Below are 16,630 nucleotides of genomic sequence, written 5' to 3' on the forward strand. Positions count from 1 at the left end.
TGTTTATGACCGATCACGCCTTGTTGCTGGTCAACTTGGGTTCTCCGGCCTCGACCGACGTGGCCGATGTGCGTCGTTACCTCAATCAATTCCTCATGGACCCCTATGTGGTCGACCTGCCCTGGCCGCTGCGCCGCCTGCTGGTGTCGCTGATCCTGCTCAGGCGTCCGGCGCAGTCGGCCCATGCCTATGCCTCGATTTGGTGGGACGAGGGCTCGCCGCTGATCGTGCTGAGCCGGCGCCTGCAGCAGGCGATGGAGGAGCACTGGCCCCACGGCCCGGTCGAGCTGGCGATGCGCTACGGCGAGCCGTCGATCGAGTCGGTGCTGACTCGCCTGGCCGCCCGGGGCATCCGCCGGGTGACCCTGGCGCCGCTCTATCCGCAGTTCGCCGACAGCACCGTGACCACCGTGGTCGAGGAGGTCAAGCGGGTGCTGCGTGACCAGGGCCTGAAGCTGCAGCTGTCGATCCTGCCGCCGTTCTACGACCAGCCGGAGTACCTCGACGCCCTGGTCGACAGCGCCAGGCCCCATCTGCAGCAGGGCTTCGACCACCTGCTGCTGAGCTTCCACGGCCTGCCGGAGCGTCACCTGCACAAGCTCGACCCCAGCGGCCACTGCCTGAAGGGCGCCGACTGCTGCCGCACGGCCTCGCCGGAGGTGCTCGCCGGCTGCTACCGCGCCCAGTGCCTGCGCAGCGCCGAGGCCTTCGCTGCGCGCCTGGGCCTCAAGCCCGAGCAGTGGTCGGTGGCCTTCCAGTCGCGCCTGGGCAAGGCCAAGTGGATCGAGCCCTACACCGAGACCCGCCTGGACGAGTTGGCCGGGCAGGGGGTGAAGAAGCTGCTGGTGATGTGCCCGGCCTTCGTCGCCGACTGCATCGAGACCCTGGAGGAGATCGGCGACCGCGGCCGCGAGCAGTTCCAGGCGGCCGGCGGCGAGAGCCTGGAGCTGGTGCCCTGCCTCAACGCTCACCCGAGCTGGGTGGCCGCCCTCGCGCGGCTGTGCGAGCGCGCCCCGATGATGCTCTAGGCCCGGCGTCATCAGTCTGCAGTCAGGCGTTTTATTCGCCTGACTGATAAGAGGGGGCGAGCATACTCAATGCGGCCTATATCAACCTAAGCTGGCGCGACCTTCAACCATCGCGCATCGCCGCAGCGGTGCCGAGGAGAGCGTCCGTGCATAACAACAATAACGGCTACCCCTCCAGCGCCCGTGCCTGGGCCACCGTCGCCATCCTCATGGTGGCCTACGTGCTGTCCTTCATCGACCGGCAGATCCTCAACCTGCTGGTCGGACCGATCCGCCGCGACCTGTTGATCAGCGACACCCAGATGAGCCTGCTGATGGGTCTGTCCTTCGCCCTGTTCTACACCGTCTGCGGCATTCCTCTGGGACGCCTGGCCGATACCCGCAGCCGGCGCGGGCTGATCGCCCTCGGCGTGCTGTTCTGGAGCGCCGCCACCGCCGCCTGCGGCATGGCCAGGCTGTACTGGCAGTTCCTGCTGTGCCGCATCGGCGTCGGTGTCGGCGAAGCGGCCCTGTCGCCGGCGGCCTATTCGCTGATCGCCGACAGCTTCCCCGCCGAGCGCCGGGCCACCGCCATCAGCGTCTACTCCATGGGCGTCTACCTGGGCTCGGGGCTGGCCTTCCTGCTCGGTGGCCTGGTGATCAAGCTGGCTTCGGCCCAGGGCGACGTGCTGTTGCCGGTGCTCGGCGAGGTGCGCCCCTGGCAGCTGATCTTCCTGGCGCTGGGCGCCGCCGGGGTGCTGTTCAGCCTGCTGCTGCTGGCGGTCCGCGAGCCGGCGCGCCGTGGCGTCGGGGCCGGGGTGGCGGTGCCGCTGGCCGATGTCGGCCGCTATATCCGCGCCAACCGACGCACCGTGCTGTGTCACAACTTCGGCTTCGCCGGCCTGTCGTTCGCCGGCTACGGCAGCGCCGCCTGGGTGCCGACCTTCTTTATCCGCACCCATGGCTGGGATGCCGGCCAGGTGGGCATCGTCTACGGCGGCATCGTGGCGCTGTTCGGCTGCCTGGGCATCGTCTTCGGCGGGCGCCTGGCCGACTGGATGGCCCGGCACGGGCGCAGCGACGCCAACATGCGCGTCGGCCTGTATGCCGCGATCGCCGCGGTGCCCTGCGTGCTGAGCTTCCCGCTGGTGGACAGCGGCGTGTGGGCCGCCGTGCTGATGGCGCCGACCGTGTTCTGCCTGAGCATGCCGTTCGGCGTGGCCCCGGCGGCGATCCAGGAGATCATGCCCAACACCATGCGCGGCCAGGCCTCGGCCATCTACCTGTTCGTCATCACCCTGATCGGCCTGGGCCTGGGACCCACGGCGGTGGCGCTGGTCACCGACTACGGCTTCGGCGACGACCAGGCGCTGCGCTACTCGCTGCTGCTGGTCAGCGCGCTGGCGGTATTCTCCTCGATCCTGCTGCTCGCCCAGGGCCTCAAGCCCTACCGGGAGAGCGTGGTGCGCCTGCAGCAGTGGGCGGCGGAGCCGGCCTGAGTACCGCCGCGACAATAAGAAAGCCCCGCTTTGGCGGGGCTTTCTTATGGCTGGGATCAGCCCTGCTCGTCGCTCAGCGCCTTGCTGCGCCAGCCCTGGCCGCCGGGCAGCAGCAGGTTGAGCAGGATGGCGATGATGCCGCACAGGGAGATGCCCTTGAGGCTGACGTCGCCGGCGCCTATGACCATGCCGCCGATGCCGAACACCAGGGTCACCGCCACTATCACCAGGTTGCGTGCCTCGGACAGGTCGACCTGGTGGCGGATCAGGGTATTCAGGCCGACCACCGCGATGGAGCCGAACAGCAGGCAGAGGATGCCGCCCATCACCGGCACCGGGATGCTCTGCAGCGCCGCGCCGAACTTGCCGATGAAGGCCAGGGCCATGGCGATCAGCGCGGCCCAGACCATCACCCTGGGGTTGAAGTTCTTGGTCAGCATCACCGCGCCGGTGACTTCCGAGTAGGTGGTGTTGGGCGGGCCGCCGAGCAGGCCGGCGGCCGAGGTGGCCAGGCCGTCGCCCAGCAGGGTGCGGTGCAGGCCGGGCTTCTTCAGGTAGTTCTTGCCGGTCACCGTACCGATCGCCAGCACGTCGCCGATGTGCTCGATGGCCGGGGCGATGGCCACCGGCAGGATGAACAGGATCGCTCCCCAGTGCAGCTCCGGGGTGACGAAGTTGGGCATGGCCAGCCAGGGCGCGGCGGCCACGCCGCTGAACTCGACCACGCCCAGCAGCACCGCCAGGGCGTAGCCCACGGCGACGCCGCAGAGGATCGGGATCAGGCGGAACAGGCCGCGGCCGACCACCGCGACTATCAGGGTGGTGATCAGCGCCGGCAGCGAGATCATCAGCGCCGTGTCGTAGGGCACCAGCTGCACGCTGGCGTCGCCGGCCTTGCCCATCGCCATGTTGGCGGCGACCGGCGCCAGGCCCAGGCCGATGGCCATGATCACCGGACCTATCACCACTGGCGGCAGCAGGCGGTCGATGAAGCCGGTGCCCTTCAGGCGCACCGCTCCGGCCAGCAGCATGTACATGCCGCCGGCGGCCACCAGGCCGCCGAGGGTCGCCGGCAGGCCGAAGTCGCTTTTCGCCGCCAGGATGGGGGCGATGAAGGCGAAGCTGGAGGCGAGGAACACCGGCACCTGGTTCTTGGTCACCAACTGGAAGATCAGGGTGCCCAGGCCCGCGGTGAACAGTGCGACGTTGGGGTCCAGGCCGGTGATCAGCGGCATCAGCACCAAAGCGCCGAAGGCGACGAAGAGCATCTGCGAGCCGGCCAGGGCCTGGCGCCAGGTGGGGTCCTGCATGTGCTCCTGCATGCTCAGGCGTCCTTCTGCTTGGTGCCGAAGATCTTGTCGCCGGCATCGCCCAGGCCGGGAATGATGTAGCCGTGCTCGTTGAGGCGTTCGTCGATCGAGGCGGTGAAGATAGTCACGTCCGGGTGGGCATCGCCCACCGCCTTGATGCCTTCGGGGGCGGCGACCAGCACCATGGCGCGAATTTCCTTGCAGCCGGCCTTCTTCAACAGGTCGATGGTGGCGACCATGGAGCCGCCGGTGGCGAGCATCGGGTCGATGATCAGCGCCAGGCGCTCGTCGATCTCCGGCGCCAGCTTCTCCAGGTAGGTGTGCGCCTGCAGGGTCTGTTCGTTGCGCGCCACGCCGACGGCGCTGACCTTGGCCCCGGGAATCAGGCTGAGCACGCCGTCGAGCATGCCGATGCCGGCGCGCAGGATCGGCACCACGGTGATCTTCTTGCCGGCGATCTTCTCCACCTGCACGGTGCCGGCCCAGCCCTGGATCTCGTAGTTTTCCAGGGGCAGGTCCTTGGTCGCCTCGTAGGTCAGCAGGGCGCCGACTTCCTGGGCCAGTTCGCGGAAGTTCTTCGTGCTGATATCGGCGCGGCGCATCAGGCCGAGCTTGTGACGGATCAGCGGGTGGCGGATCTCGAGGATGGACATGCGGGCTCTCCGGCGGGACGGGCGAAAATGGCGCTAGATTAAAGCATTGCGCCGGGCAAGTGGGGCGCGCCGTGCCGAGTATTGCCGGGGGATAGCGGTTAATATCCCCCGTTTCGCCGAGATAAGCGCCGGGTGGCCGCGTTTGTCCGCCGGGGCTTGCCCCGCGGCGGCCGGATGCGTACCTTTGCCGACTTTTATTTTGACGACCCGATCAGCTTCCCTGCCGCGCGCAGGGCCACTCACTCAAGAGGACGCACCATGCCCGCCGATCTCGCGCACATTCGCCAAGTCATGGCGGAAGCCGACTGCCTGTACACCGAAGCCGAAGTCGAGGCGGCCATCGACCGGGTCGCCGCGGCGATCAACGACCAGCTGGCCGAGCGCAACCCGGTGGTGTTCTGCGTGATGAACGGCGGCCTGATCTTCTCCGGCAAGCTGCTGCCCAAGCTCGACTTCCCCCTGGAGCTGTCCTACCTGCACGCCAGCCGCTACCGCAACGAAACCAGCGGCGGCGAGCTGTTCTGGAAGGCCAAGCCGGAAATCTCCTTTATCGACCGCGACGTGCTGATCATCGACGACATCCTCGACGAGGGCCACACCCTCGGCGCCATCATCGACTTCTGCCGCCACGCCGGCGCGGCGGCGGTGCACACCGCGGTGCTGATCGACAAGGAGCACGACCGCAAGGCGCGCCCGGACCTCAAGGCCGATTACGTCGGCCTGCCGTGCATCGACCGCTACATCTTCGGCTACGGCATGGACTACAAGGGCTACTGGCGCAACGCCGCCGGCATCTACGCGGTCAAGGGGCTGTAACGTCATGAGCGCGCCACGTCTGCTCGACCAGCGTCTGTTCAGCGAACTGGCCGCGCAGGCGGCGGCCAACCCGCGCCAGCGCCAGCACCACAACTTCCATGCGATGGAGGAGCCCTGCCACCGCATGGCCGTGGGCCTGCAGCCGGACACCTATATTCCGCCGCACCGCCACCTCTCGGCGGACAAGGCCGAGGCCCTGCTGGTGCTCAAGGGCCGCCTGGGGCTGCTGATCTTCGACGAGGCCGGCGCGCTGCAGGGCAAGCGCGTGCTGGAGGCCGGCGGCGACTGCGTCGGCGTCGACCTGCCGCCCGGGGTGTTCCACGCCCTGGTGGTGCTGCAGGCCGACAGCATCCTGTTCGAGTGCAAGGCCGGGCCCTACCGGCCGGTCGGCGAGGGCGAGCGCGCGCCCTGGGCGCCGCAGGAGGGCGAGGCCGGTGTGGCCGCGTACCTGGCCTGGATGCGCGGACAGTTCGCCTGAGTGCGGCTGTGCCGAATTCGTCGGTTGCGCAGGCTAAACGGCTCAAGCCGCTCCCGCTTCGAGGCGCCACGCTAGCCGTTGGTTAGCAGAGGAGCCGCACCGTGATTCGATTGACCCTGGAACAAGCCCGCGAACTGGCGCAGGACATCCTGCGCCGCAATGGCTTCAGCGAGCCCCACGTGCAGGCGGTGAGCGCCACGGTGCTGGCCGGCGAGCGCGACGGTTGCGCTTCCCACGGCCTGTACCGGCTGCTCGGCTGCGTGCGCTCGCTCAAGGCCGGCAAGGTGGTCGCCGACGCCGTGCCCGAGGTGTTCGACCAGGCGCCGGCGATCGTCCGCGTCGATGCCCGGGGCGGTTTCTCCCAGCTGGCCTTCCAGGCCGGCCTGCCGGCGCTGCTGGCCAAGACCCGCGACTGCGGCATCGCCGCCCTGGCGATCAACCACTGCGTGCATTTCTCCGCCCTGTGGGTGGAGATCGAGGCCCTGACCGCGGCCGGCCTGGTGGCCCTGGCCTGCACCCCCAGCCATGCCTGGGTGGCGCCGGCCGGCGGCAGCCAGCCGGTGTTCGGCACCAACCCGATCGCCTTCGGCTGGCCCCGGGTCGGGCACGACCCGTTCATCTTCGACTTCGCCACCAGCGTCATCGCCCGCGGCGACATCGAGCTGCACCGCCGCGCCGGCAAGCCGATCCCCGAGGGCTGGGGCGTCGATGAGCAGGGCCGGCCCAGCACCGATGCGGCGGCGGTGCTGCGCGGCGCCATGCAGACCTTCGGCGGGCACAAGGGCTCGGCCCTGGCGGCGATGGTCGAACTGATCGCCGGGCCCTTGATCGGCGACCTGACCAGCGCCGAGTCCAAGGCCTTTGACGCTGGCGGCGACAGCTCGCCCTATCACGGCGAGCTGATCATCGCCCTCGACCCGCGGCGCTTCCTCGGCGACGCGGCCGCACAGCACCTGGCGCGGGCCGAAGCCCTGTTCGAGAGCATCCAGGGCCAGGGCGCGCGCCTGCCGTCGCAGCGCCGCTATGAGGCACGGGCACGCAGCGCCGAACAGGGCGTGCAGATTCCCCGGGCGCTCTACGACGACCTCCAGGCATTGCTTGTCGCCGGCTGACGGGCTGAGCGGATAAAAAAGCCCCGGCTCGATGAGCCGGGGCAAGACGGCAACCCTGGGACCTGGCCGACAGCTTTCAGGGCAGGGCTTGCCGCGTGGTCTCACCGTCCACCAGGCGGGCGATGCCCAGGGGGTTGGCGTTCTGCAGGGCGGCCGGCAGCAGCGCGTCCGGGCAGTTCTGGTAGCAGACCGGGCGCAGGAAGCGCTCGATCGCCAGGCTGCCGACCGAGGTGCCGCGGGCATCGGAGGTGGCCGGGTAGGGGCCGCCATGGACCATGGCGTCGCCCACCTCGACCCCGGTCGGGTAGCCGTTGAGCAGCAGGCGCCCGGCCTTCTGTTCCAGCAGCGCCAGCAGTGGCGCACAGTGGTCCAGGTCCGCCGGATCGGCGATCAGGGTGGCGGTCAGCTGCCCGTGCAGGCCGTGCAGGGCCTGGGTCAACTCGGCCATGTCGGCCACCTCGACCACGATGCTGGTCGGGCCGAACACCTCTTCCTGCAGCAGCTCGTCGCCCTCGCGCAGCAGCCGGGCGTCGGCCTGGAACAGCTGGGGCTGGGCCTGCTTGCCGGCCTGTGCGCGACCCGCCAGATGGCGCACGCCCGGATGACCCTGCAGCGCCGCCACGCCTCGTTCGTAGCTACGCAGGGTGCCGGCGTTGAGCATGGTCTGGGCCGGTTGCTCGGCCATCCGGGCGGCCAGGTCCTGCACGAAGGCGCCGAACTCGGTCGAACGAATGCCGATCAGCAGGCCGGGATTGGTGCAGAACTGGCCGCAACCCAGCACCACCGAGGCGCTCAGCTCGGCGGCGATCTGCGCGCCGCGCTGCTTCAGGGCTGCGGGCAGCAGCAGCACCGGGTTGATCGAACTCATCTCGGCGAACACCGGGATCGGCTGCGGCCGCGCCGCGGCCAGGTCGTACAGCGCGCGGCCGCCCTTGAGCGAGCCGGTGAAGCCGACCGCCTGGATCGCCGGGTGCTTGACCAGGTCGGCGCCGACGCCGTTGCCGTAGATCATGTTAAACACCCCGGCCGGCATGCCGGTGCGTGCGGCCGCGCGGACGATGGCATCGGCCACGCACTCGGTAGTGGCCATATGCCCGCTATGGGCCTTGAACACCACCGGACAGCCGGCGGCCAACGCCGCGGCTGTGTCGCCGCCGGCGGTGGAGAAGGCCAGGGGGAAGTTGCTGGCGCCGAACACCGCCACCGGGCCGAGGCCGATGCGGTACTGGCGCAGGTCCGGACGCGGCAGCGGCTGGCGCTCGGGCAGCGCGCGGTCGATGCGCACGCCATGGAAATCGCCCCGCCGCAGCACCCGGGCGAACAGGCGCAGCTGGTTGCTGGTGCGGCCGCGTTCGCCCTGGATGCGTGCGGCGGGCAGGGCGGTCTCGCGGCACACCAGCTCGACGAAGTCGTCGCCCAGGGCGTCGATCTCGGCGGCGATAGCCTCGAGGAACTGGGCGCGGCGCTCCGGGCTCAACTGGCGGTAGGCCGGGTAGGCGGCGGCCGCAGCGCGGGCGGCGGCATCCACCTCGGCCTCGGTGGCCTGGTGGAAGCTGTAGGGCAGCGCCTCGCCGGTCGTGGCGTCGAGGCTCTGCAGGATGACCTCACCGGCGGCGCTGCGGCCGCCGGCGATGAAGTTGTGGCCGATGGTGGCGGGCATTGCTAGCTCCTGTTGGGGGCCTATGAACAGGTACGGAATGTTCGGTTGAACTCGGCTATTGCAGGCCAGGTCGGACGGACTCGCTGGAAGCACCCGGCCGAAGCACGGCTATCAGGCGAGGTTCTGTTCGGCCGACCAGTTGGCGTACCACTGGCGGAACAGCTTGTACTGGGTCTCGGCGTAGTGACGTTGGGCGGCGCTGAGCGCATCGGTTGCGTTGAAGTGCAGGGCGTATTCCTGGTCGCCGCCCAGCACCATCAGGTGTTTGTAGTAGAGAACCAGGTCGGTGCCTTCGTCGAACGACGACAGCACGTTCAGCGCCTCGGACAGCTCCAGGGCGCGGCGGCGGGCGACGGCGTCGCCCTTGGCCGCCTGCTTGCTCAGCTCGACCAGCTGCAGCACTTCGCGCGGCAAGACGTTGCCGATACCGGTGATGGCGCCGGTTGCGCCGCAATTGACGAAGCCATGCATCACCTGGGTATCGACGCCGGCCATGAGAATCACCTGGTCATCCTGGGAGGTGATGTGCTCGGCGGCGTAGCGCATGTCGGCGGCGCCGCCGAATTCCTTGAAGCCGATCAGATTGGGGTACTGGCGACGCAGCTTGAAAAACAGTTCGGCACGGGTTGCAAAGCCGTAGTAGGGGCTGTTGTAGATCACCGCCGGCAGCTGCGGCGCCGCTTCGAGAATGGCGGAGAAATGCGCTTGCTGGGCCGCCGGCGAAGCGCCGCGGGACAGAACGCGGGGGATGACCATCAGGCCATGGGCGCCGACTTTGGCGGCGTGGGCGGCGTGGGATACTGCTTCGCGACTGTTCACCGCGCCGGTGCCGACGATAGTCGGGATGCCGGCGGCGACCAGGCGCGCCACCCCTTCCTGGCGTTCGGCCTCGGTGAGCAACGGCCAGTCGCCCATGGAGCCGCAGTAGACCACCGCGCTCATGCCGGCTTCGATCATTTCGCGGCCCTTGCGCACCAAGGCGTCGAAGTCCGGCTTGCGCTCGGCGGTGCAGGGGGTCATCAGGGCGGGGATGGTGCCGGTGAAGATGGTGCTGTTCATGCTGTTGCCTCCTGGGCAGATTAAAAGTATTTCGTATACGAAAATAAATGGCCGTTATAAACCCTTGTTGCCATTGGTTGGGCCTAGGTTCGGTTCATGGCGCCGGCGAGGCGGCGGTTTTCAACTCTTCAAAAAGCAGGGTTTAGCGCTACAGCTCGACCGGCCAGGTATCCGAGAGGCGGTAACCGGTCGGCCAGGGATCGCTCGGGTCGAGCAGGTGCTGGTGGGTGCCGGTGATCCAGGCCCGGCCGGACAGGCAGGGGATGATCGCCGGGCGCCCGGCCAGCTCAGTGAGGCCGTCGATGCGGCAGTGGAACTCGGAGCCGATGATCGAGCGGCCGATAAAGCGCTCGCCCACCGCCAACTGGCCCCTGGCATGCAGCACCGCCATGCGCGCCGAGCAGCCGGTGCCGGTGGGCGAACGGTCGACCTTGCCGGGGCGGATCACCACCGCATTGGCGGCGCTCAGCACGCCCTGCTGCCGCTGCAGCGGGCCGGCCAGCTGGCAGAAGGAGATATGCGCCCAGTCGGGGTTCAGCGGGTGGACGAAACCCAGCTGCTCATTGGCCGCGCGGGTGATCTTCAGGCCCATGGCGGCCAGGTCGGCGGCCTCGTCGGCGCCCAGGGCAAAGCCCAGGGCCTGGGCGTCGGCGATCACGAAGCTGTCGCCGCCGTAGGCGGTGTCCACCTGCAGCGAGCCGATGCCTTCCACCTCGATCCAGGCGTCCAGGCGGTCGGCGAAGGAGGGCAGGTTCTTCACCTCGACCCGCTCGACCTTGCCGTCGCGGCATTGGGCCAGCGCCTCGATCAGGCCGCCGGGGGCCTCCAGCACCAGGCGGGTTTCCGGCTCGGTCATCGGCAGGATGCCGCTCTCCAGCAGCACGGTGGCCACGCACAGCGAGTTGGAGCCGGACATCGGCGGGGTGTCGGCCGGCTCCATGATGATCCAGGCCATCTGCGCCCGCGGGTCCTTGGCCGGCAGCAGCAGGTTGACGTGGCGGAACACCCCGCCGCGCGGTTCGTTCAGCATGAAGTTGCGCAGCCACTGGTCCTCGGCGATCCAGCGCGACTGCGCCCAGAGCGTGTCGCCGGGTGGCGGCGCCACACCGCCGACTATCACGTCACCCACCTCGCCCTCGGCATGGCAGCTGACCACATGGATGATCTTCGATGAACGCATCCTGGCCTCCTAGAGCACGGACTTGAGGAAGTCGGCGGTTTCCGCGCGCTGGGGATTGTTCAGCACCTGCTCGGGCGTGCCGATCTCGTGCACCAGGCCGTTGCGGAAGAACGCCACGCGGTCGGACACCTCGCGGGCGAAGCTGATCTCGTGGGTCACCAGGACCATGGTCATGCCTTCCTCGGCGAGCAGGCGCATGGTGTCCAGCACCTCGCCGACTAGCTGTGGGTCCAGCGCGCTGGTGGCCTCGTCGAACAGCATGTAGTCCGGCGACATGGCCAGGGCGCGGGCGATGGCCATGCGCTGCTGCTGGCCGCCGGAGAGCTTGCCGGGGAACACCCTGAGCTTGTCGCCCAGGCCGACGTGGGTGAGCTGCCTGACCGCCATTTCCTCGGCCTGCTCGTGACTCTGGCCGAGCACCTTGCGCGGCGCCAGCATGACGTTTTCCAGCACGGTCAGGTGGGGGAAGGCGTTCCACTGCTGGAACACGATGCCGATCTTCTGCCGCAGCTTGTTGAGGTCGGTGCTCTTGGCGTGGACCTCGGTGCCGTCGACGCGGATGCTGCCCTGCTTGATCGATTCCAGGCCGTTGATGCACATCAACAGGGTCGACTTGCCCGAACCCGAGCCGCCGATGATGGACACCACCTCGCCCTTGTCCACGGTCAGGCTGACGCCCTTGATCACGTCCAGGTCGCCGAAGGATTTGTGTACGTTGTCGATCTCAATCATTTTCCTGCCACCTTTTCTCCAGTTGGTTACCCAGGCGAGCCACCACCAGGCTGATGAAGTAGTAGATGAGCCCGGCGATGCACAGCACCAGCAGCGGCTCCTGTATGCGCGTGACGATGGTCTGGGAGGCGCGCAGCAGCTCGATGATGCCGATCCACATGACCAGGGCGGTGTCCTTCATCACCGACAGGCTCAGGTTCAGCCAGCCGGGAAAGGCCACCCGGGTGGCCATGGGCAGGACGATATGGCGCAGGTCCTGCCAGTAGCTCATGCCGAGCGAACGGGCGGCGCGGCGCACGTTGGGCGACACCGCCAGTACGCCGCTGCGCACGATCTCGGTGCAGTAGGCCGCGGCATACACGCCGAGCACCCCGCAGGCGACGGAAAAGGCGCTCCAGTCGAGGCCGGCGATGCTCTTGAGCGAGTTGAACAGGACGAACTGGATCAGCAGCGGCACGCTGCGAAACACATCCAGCAGCCAGGCCAGCGGCAGGCTGGCGCGCGGCAGGGTGGCCCGCAGCAGGCCGCAGAGCACGCCGCCGAGGGTGCCCAGGAGCATGGCGCCGAGGGTCAGCAGGATGGTGGTCCAGGCGCCCTGCAGGAGGAACAGCAGGTCGGTCGAGGTGAGGCTGGTAGCGAACATGGCCATGGCCCTCTCAGTAGCGGAACAGGCGCCAGCCGACCAGGCGGGCGGCCAGTACGATGGCTTTGGCGATCAGGTAATAGAGCACCGCCGCCAGGGCGAAGTACTCGAAGGTGCGGAAGGTCTTCACGTTGTAGTCCTGGGTGACCCCGGTGAGGTCGTTGTTCAGGCCGACGATGACCCCCAGGGAGGTCATCAGCACCGCCCAGACCATCTGGTTGGTCAGCGGGTAGAAGACGATGCGCAAGAGCTGCGGCACGACGATCAGGCGGTAGGCCTTGAATGCGCTCATGCCGAGGGAGCGGGCCGCGCGCATCTGCGTCTCCGGCACGGCCTTGAGGCCGCCGCGGAAGTTCTCCGCCAGGTAGCCGGCGTTATTGAAGGTGATCCCGGCCAGCAGCGCGGCCCAGGAGCTGATATGCAGGCCGAAGGAACCGAGGCCGAAATACAGCAGGTAGATCTGGAACAGCGACGGCGTGTTGCGCGCCACCGACACCCAGGCCTCGGCGAAGCCGCGGGTCAGCGGGTTCTTCATCTGCCGCATCAGGCACAGGCACAGGGCGATCAACACGCCGAAGATCATCGACAGGGCGGCGGTCTCGAAGGTGACCCAGGCGCCGCCGAGCATGTCGGGCAGCGCCTTGAAGGCAGAGCGCCAGTGAAAGCTGTAGTCGAACATGGCTCAAGCGGCTCCTTGGCTGGGGGTGACCGGGTTCAGCCAGGCCGGCAGTGCGCCGTTGGCCTGGCCGCTGCAGGCGGCCTCGACGCAGGCCGCCAGGCCGGCGAAATGCACCTTGCGGCCGACCAGGCCCGGGGCGTAGTGGGCGTACTTGGCGGAGTTGGTCATCAGGGTCGTGGCCGTCACCGGCAGCAGCGGCTCGCCGAGCATGCACCAGCAGGTGTCGGTGACGAACTGCGCGCCGAAGGCCTCCAGCGTGGCGACATGGCCGGCCGCGCAGGCCTGTTCATGCACCTGGCGGCCGAGGGTGATCACCAGGGCCACGTCCGGGTGCTTGCGGCGGCCCGCGCAGAGGCCGGCCAGCCTGGCGCATTCGCTCAAGGAGAAGTGCGGATTGCCCAGGGACACCAGGCCCAGCCCGGGGCTTTCGGCGCTGTTCAGCTCGCGCCAGCTGGCGAGCAGGTCCTCGCGGCCGAGGCGCAGGGCCCGCTGCGGCGGCATACCGCCCAGGGCCTGTTCGGCGCTCGCGGCCTCCGGGGTCACCCCGGCGATGTGGAACATCGGCGCGGCCGAGGTGGTGGCGAAGGCGGCGCCGAATGCCTTGAGGTCGTCCAGGCTCGGCGCGGCCTGTTCCAGGCCGCAGACCACGGGGATCTGGCTGCCGGCCAGGGCGCCGAGGTGATAGCCCAGCAGCGGATAGAAGGCATCGTCCAGCTGCTCCGGCAGCCTCACCTCGACCAGCAGGCTGGCCAGACGGCCTTCCTCCAGGTGGCAACCGCTCAGCGGCGCGCGGCCGGTCAGGGCGATGCAGATATCCAGGTAGTCGGGGTACTTCTGGGTGCGCGCGCCCAGCACGCTGTTGGCGTAGACCACCGCGTTGGACTCGGCCCAGACCAGCTGCTCGCCGGCCTTGGGCGCGCTGTCCAGCAGGTAGGGGGCGCAGGTGAAGCTCAGCTGTGCGCCCATTGCCATGTAGACGTCGCCCAGGGCGCTGGCCGGCTCGCCGAAGGCCGGGTCGATGCCCTGGGCGCGCCAGCGGCGCTGGTCCACGGAGATGGCGTTGAGGGTGGTCGGCACCCGCACCGCGGCGCCCCAGTCCAGCAGCTGGCGGGCGAAGCGCAGGCTGGCCGGGCCGGTGTAGATGCAGCCGTCGATATGCGCCTGGGCGATATCGATCAGCTCGCGGGCGCCTTGCAGTTCGGCCATGCGCAGGACGATCTGCATGGCCACCTGGGCGGCCTTGCCGTGCCTGCCGTCGAGCAGGGCCCTGTCCGTATCGGAGAGGGCGACACTGCTGCTGGCCGGCGGCGAGCCGGGCGCCGCTGCCGGGGGCTGCCAGTGGTCCTGTGGGGCAGCGGCATAAGCACTGACCTGGCCGTCCTCGACCCGCACAAAGCGGTGGCCGCGCAGGCTGGCGAAGGCCTCCTCGCCGACGCAGACCACCGGCAGGCCGCGGTCGAACAGGCTCCGGGCGACCAGCACGCCCAGGCTGAGAATTTCCTCGGGACGCGCCACCAGCAGGGCGGCGGGCCCGTGACCGTTGAGAATCAGTTCCAGCAGCACGCTGCTGCCGGTGCAGGAGCCGCGGCCGCTGGGCAGCGCCAGCACGCGCCCGGCGATGACCTGGCCGCTCAGGGGGTGATGGCGGTCGATCACCTCGCCGCTGAAGGGGGCGACCCCGCCCCAGAAACTCAGGCCGACGTCGGCATACAGCAATTCGCCTTGCGCGGCGCCGGCAACCAGGCTGCGCGCTCGTATCGACAGATCAGGCATCTGTAGCTCCCGTGCGGCCCGCGGGCCGCACGTCGATTGGTAGGTGTGGGTTCAGCGCGTGCGGCGCGTGGCTCAGTAGTAGACGCCGGGCACGGCCAGGTTGACCGGGGCGATCTGCTCGCCGACCCACTTGTTCCACAGCTCCTGGTAGCGGCCGGTGCGCACCTGCTGATTGACGAACAGGTTCATGTAGTTGAGCAGGCCGTACTCGCTGCGCTTGGCCGCCAGGGACACGTAGTCGATGGTGTAGGGCGCGTCGCCGGCGATCTTCAGACCCTTGTACTTGCCGGACTTGAGGGTCGAGGCGGCGACGGTATTGGTCACCACCGTGGCGTCGATATGCCCCTGGGCCACGGCGAGGATGGTGTCGTTGAGGCTCTGGTAGACGCGGAAGCTGCCGCCGCCCCAGCCCTTCACGTCCTTCTCCAGGGCGATGGCCTCGTAGGTGCCGCTGGTATTGCCGACCGGGCGGCCCTTGAGGTCCTGGTAGCTGCCGATGCCGCTGTCCTCGCGGGTCAGCACCACCATCTGGAAGGCGAAGTAGGGCACGGTCATGCCGACCGTCTTGGCCCGCTCCAGGGTGTCGGAGGTGGATGCGACTATGACGTCGGCGCGGCCGGAGATCAGCGCCGGGATGCGGTCCGGGAAGGGAGTTTCCACCACCTCCGGGGTCACGCCCAGGACCTTGGCCAGGTCGGCGCAGTAGTCCACGTCGAAGCCGGCCGGGTTGTTGCCTTCATCGCGAAAGCCCATGGGCGGGAAGTCCAGGGTCACGGCGCAACGCAGCTTGCCGGATTCGATGATGTCGTCGAGTTTGTCGGCCTGGGCCAGGCCGGTGACGCAGGTGCTCAGGACGGCGGTGAGGGCTACGGCGATTGTTGGAGTTTTCATAGGGGCCTCGTTTCGGTTGGGGAGCGTTGTCTGGGTATCGCGTCTTTCGTATTGATGATTTCGTATACGATATTAAATATGCACTCGCTGTGCCAAGAGCCGATCTCGGCTTCCTGGGCGTGTCGCCGGATGCTGCTCGTCGGGCTGCAGCCCGCCATCCATGGGTGTCGCCGGGGGCAACGAGGAGGTCGGGCAAGCCAGCGCTGGAGCCGCTAGCGATGGCCAAGGCGGTGCAGAAGGGGGCGGAGATGTCACAGAAGGAAGCAGGGCGGCTCGCACTGCACCCTTAGGTGACACCTAGGGGTAACAGCCACTCGGCGAGGCGGGCCCGCAATGCGGGCAGTGGCGTGTTAAAGGTTGCGCTGACGCTCGCGGTATTGGCTGGGGGACAGCCCGGTGAGGGCCTTGAACTGGCGGCTGAAGGCGCTGTGGTCGGTGTAGCCGCAGCGCAGGGCGATCTCGGTGATCGGCAGCGCGCCGGCCAGCAACTCGGAGGCGGAGCCCAGGCGCGCCTGGTGAATCATCTGCCTGGGGGTGAGCTGGAAGATGCGCTTGCACAGGCGCTCCAGCTGGGCGATGGACAGCCCGGCGATGGCCGCCAGGTCCTTGACCGCGATGGGCTGGGCGTAGTGCTGGCGGATGTGCGCGTCCACCGCCGCCAGCTTCTGGTAGGCCGGGTGGCTGGCCTGGGGCGCCTGCAGGTCGTAGGAGATGCCGGCCATGCCGATGATGGCGCCCTGGCGGTCGCGCAGGGCCAGCTTGTGGGTCAGGCACCAGCCCGGTTCGCGGCCGGGGTAGAGGTGCAGTTCGAGCTGGTCGGCGAGCGGCGCGCCGCCCTGCAGCACCCGGCGATCCTGCTCGGTATAGCGCGGGCCGAAGCGCGAGGGAAACACCTGCTCGGCGGTCATGCCGAGCAGCGCGTCACGCTCCTTGAGGGCGCAGCGCTGCACCAGGGTCTGGTTGGCCAGCACGTAGCGGGCCTGGGTGTCCTTGATGAAGAACACCACGCCGGGCATGGCGTCGAGCAGCGGCAGGATCAGTTGCAGGCTGCCGAGCAGTTCGTCGAGGTCGCAGGGCGGGGGCAGCAGGTGTTCGGGGGGCGGGGGCAGCATCGGGGGCAGAGGGTCCAGGCAGGCTG

At 68.7% G+C, this 16,630-nt stretch carries 16 protein-coding genes; 5 read left to right on the plus strand and 11 right to left on the minus strand.

Annotated features, from left to right (window positions below; genetic code table 11):
* The first annotated feature begins 5 nt into the window (after nucleotides 1–5).
* Together hemH and SBP02_RS04070 are read left to right on the plus strand one after the other, a co-directional pair.
* Nucleotides 6–1,028 (plus strand): ferrochelatase, encoded by a 1,023-nt coding sequence (gene hemH / locus SBP02_RS04065; protein ID WP_318645120.1) that lies wholly within the window; start codon nucleotides 6–8, stop codon nucleotides 1,026–1,028.
* Nucleotides 1,029–1,174: 146 nt separating this feature from the next.
* The gene (locus SBP02_RS04070) at nucleotides 1,175–2,506 is read left to right on the plus strand and encodes a spinster family MFS transporter (protein ID WP_318645121.1); all 1,332 of its coding nucleotides are present in this window, start codon (nucleotides 1,175–1,177) and stop codon (nucleotides 2,504–2,506) included.
* 56 nt (nucleotides 2,507–2,562) lie between these two features.
* Here SBP02_RS04070 and SBP02_RS04075 read toward each other — a convergent pair whose 3' ends face one another.
* On the minus strand, nucleotides 2,563–3,828 hold the full coding sequence (locus tag SBP02_RS04075; RefSeq protein WP_318645122.1) for a uracil-xanthine permease family protein: 1,266 nt from the start codon (nucleotides 3,826–3,828) through the stop codon (nucleotides 2,563–2,565).
* Between the two features lie 2 nt (nucleotides 3,829–3,830).
* Nucleotides 3,831–4,469: a uracil phosphoribosyltransferase gene (gene upp, locus SBP02_RS04080; RefSeq protein WP_318645123.1), complete on the minus strand. Its 639-nt coding sequence runs from the start codon at nucleotides 4,467–4,469 to the stop codon at nucleotides 3,831–3,833.
* A 258-nt stretch (nucleotides 4,470–4,727) separates the two neighbouring features.
* Here upp and SBP02_RS04085 point away from each other — a divergent pair, with 258 nt between their 5' ends.
* The 3 genes from SBP02_RS04085 (at nucleotide 4,728) to SBP02_RS04095 (ending at nucleotide 6,875) form a co-directional block, all read left to right on the plus strand.
* A complete protein-coding gene (locus SBP02_RS04085; RefSeq protein ID WP_318645124.1) occupies nucleotides 4,728–5,285 on the plus strand; it encodes a hypoxanthine-guanine phosphoribosyltransferase in 558 nt (185 codons plus the stop codon).
* Between the two features lie 4 nt (nucleotides 5,286–5,289).
* Complete coding sequence (locus SBP02_RS04090) at nucleotides 5,290–5,763, plus strand: WbuC family cupin fold metalloprotein (RefSeq protein WP_318645125.1); 474 nt, start codon at nucleotides 5,290–5,292, stop codon at nucleotides 5,761–5,763.
* 101 nt (nucleotides 5,764–5,864) lie between these two features.
* The gene (locus SBP02_RS04095) at nucleotides 5,865–6,875 is read left to right on the plus strand and encodes an Ldh family oxidoreductase (protein WP_318645126.1); all 1,011 of its coding nucleotides are present in this window, start codon (nucleotides 5,865–5,867) and stop codon (nucleotides 6,873–6,875) included.
* Nucleotides 6,876–6,951: 76 nt separating this feature from the next.
* Here the strand turns inward: SBP02_RS04095 and SBP02_RS04100 are convergent, their stop codons facing one another.
* The 9 genes from SBP02_RS04100 to SBP02_RS04140 all read right to left on the minus strand — a co-directional run bounded on the left by SBP02_RS04100 (nucleotide 6,952) and on the right by SBP02_RS04140 (nucleotide 16,604).
* The gene (locus SBP02_RS04100) at nucleotides 6,952–8,535 is read right to left on the minus strand and encodes an aldehyde dehydrogenase (NADP(+)) (protein ID WP_318645127.1); all 1,584 of its coding nucleotides are present in this window, start codon (nucleotides 8,533–8,535) and stop codon (nucleotides 6,952–6,954) included.
* Between the two features lie 111 nt (nucleotides 8,536–8,646).
* The gene (locus SBP02_RS04105) at nucleotides 8,647–9,594 is read right to left on the minus strand and encodes a dihydrodipicolinate synthase family protein (RefSeq protein WP_318645128.1); all 948 of its coding nucleotides are present in this window, start codon (nucleotides 9,592–9,594) and stop codon (nucleotides 8,647–8,649) included.
* 148 nt (nucleotides 9,595–9,742) lie between these two features.
* Nucleotides 9,743–10,774 carry a trans-3-hydroxy-L-proline dehydratase gene (locus SBP02_RS04110; RefSeq protein WP_318645129.1) on the minus strand — a complete coding sequence of 344 codons (1,032 nt, stop codon included), beginning with the start codon at nucleotides 10,772–10,774 and terminating at the stop codon, nucleotides 9,743–9,745.
* Nucleotides 10,775–10,783: 9 nt separating this feature from the next.
* Nucleotides 10,784–11,506 (minus strand): amino acid ABC transporter ATP-binding protein, encoded by a 723-nt coding sequence (locus SBP02_RS04115; RefSeq protein WP_318645130.1) that lies wholly within the window; start codon nucleotides 11,504–11,506, stop codon nucleotides 10,784–10,786.
* On the minus strand, nucleotides 11,499–12,149 hold the full coding sequence (locus SBP02_RS04120; protein ID WP_318646296.1) for an amino acid ABC transporter permease: 651 nt from the start codon (nucleotides 12,147–12,149) through the stop codon (nucleotides 11,499–11,501). The genes SBP02_RS04115 and SBP02_RS04120 overlap by 8 nt, the downstream gene beginning before the upstream one ends.
* Before the next feature lie 13 nt (nucleotides 12,150–12,162).
* The gene (locus SBP02_RS04125; RefSeq protein ID WP_318645131.1) at nucleotides 12,163–12,828 is read right to left on the minus strand and encodes an amino acid ABC transporter permease; all 666 of its coding nucleotides are present in this window, start codon (nucleotides 12,826–12,828) and stop codon (nucleotides 12,163–12,165) included.
* 3 nt (nucleotides 12,829–12,831) lie between these two features.
* Nucleotides 12,832–14,601, minus strand: a complete 1,770-nt coding sequence (gene lhpI, locus SBP02_RS04130) for a cis-3-hydroxy-L-proline dehydratase (RefSeq protein ID WP_318645132.1) — start codon at nucleotides 14,599–14,601, stop codon at nucleotides 12,832–12,834.
* A 72-nt stretch (nucleotides 14,602–14,673) separates the two neighbouring features.
* Entirely contained in the window at nucleotides 14,674–15,492 is an 819-nt protein-coding gene (locus SBP02_RS04135) for an ABC transporter substrate-binding protein (RefSeq protein WP_318645133.1), read from the minus strand.
* A gap of 350 nt (nucleotides 15,493–15,842) precedes the next feature.
* Nucleotides 15,843–16,604, minus strand: a complete 762-nt coding sequence (locus SBP02_RS04140; RefSeq protein ID WP_318645134.1) for an AraC family transcriptional regulator — start codon at nucleotides 16,602–16,604, stop codon at nucleotides 15,843–15,845.
* Nucleotides 16,605–16,630 lie beyond the last annotated feature (26 nt).

This window comes from Pseudomonas benzenivorans, from assembly GCF_033547155.1.
Taxonomy (GTDB): Bacteria; Pseudomonadota; Gammaproteobacteria; order Pseudomonadales; family Pseudomonadaceae; genus Aquipseudomonas; species Aquipseudomonas benzenivorans_B.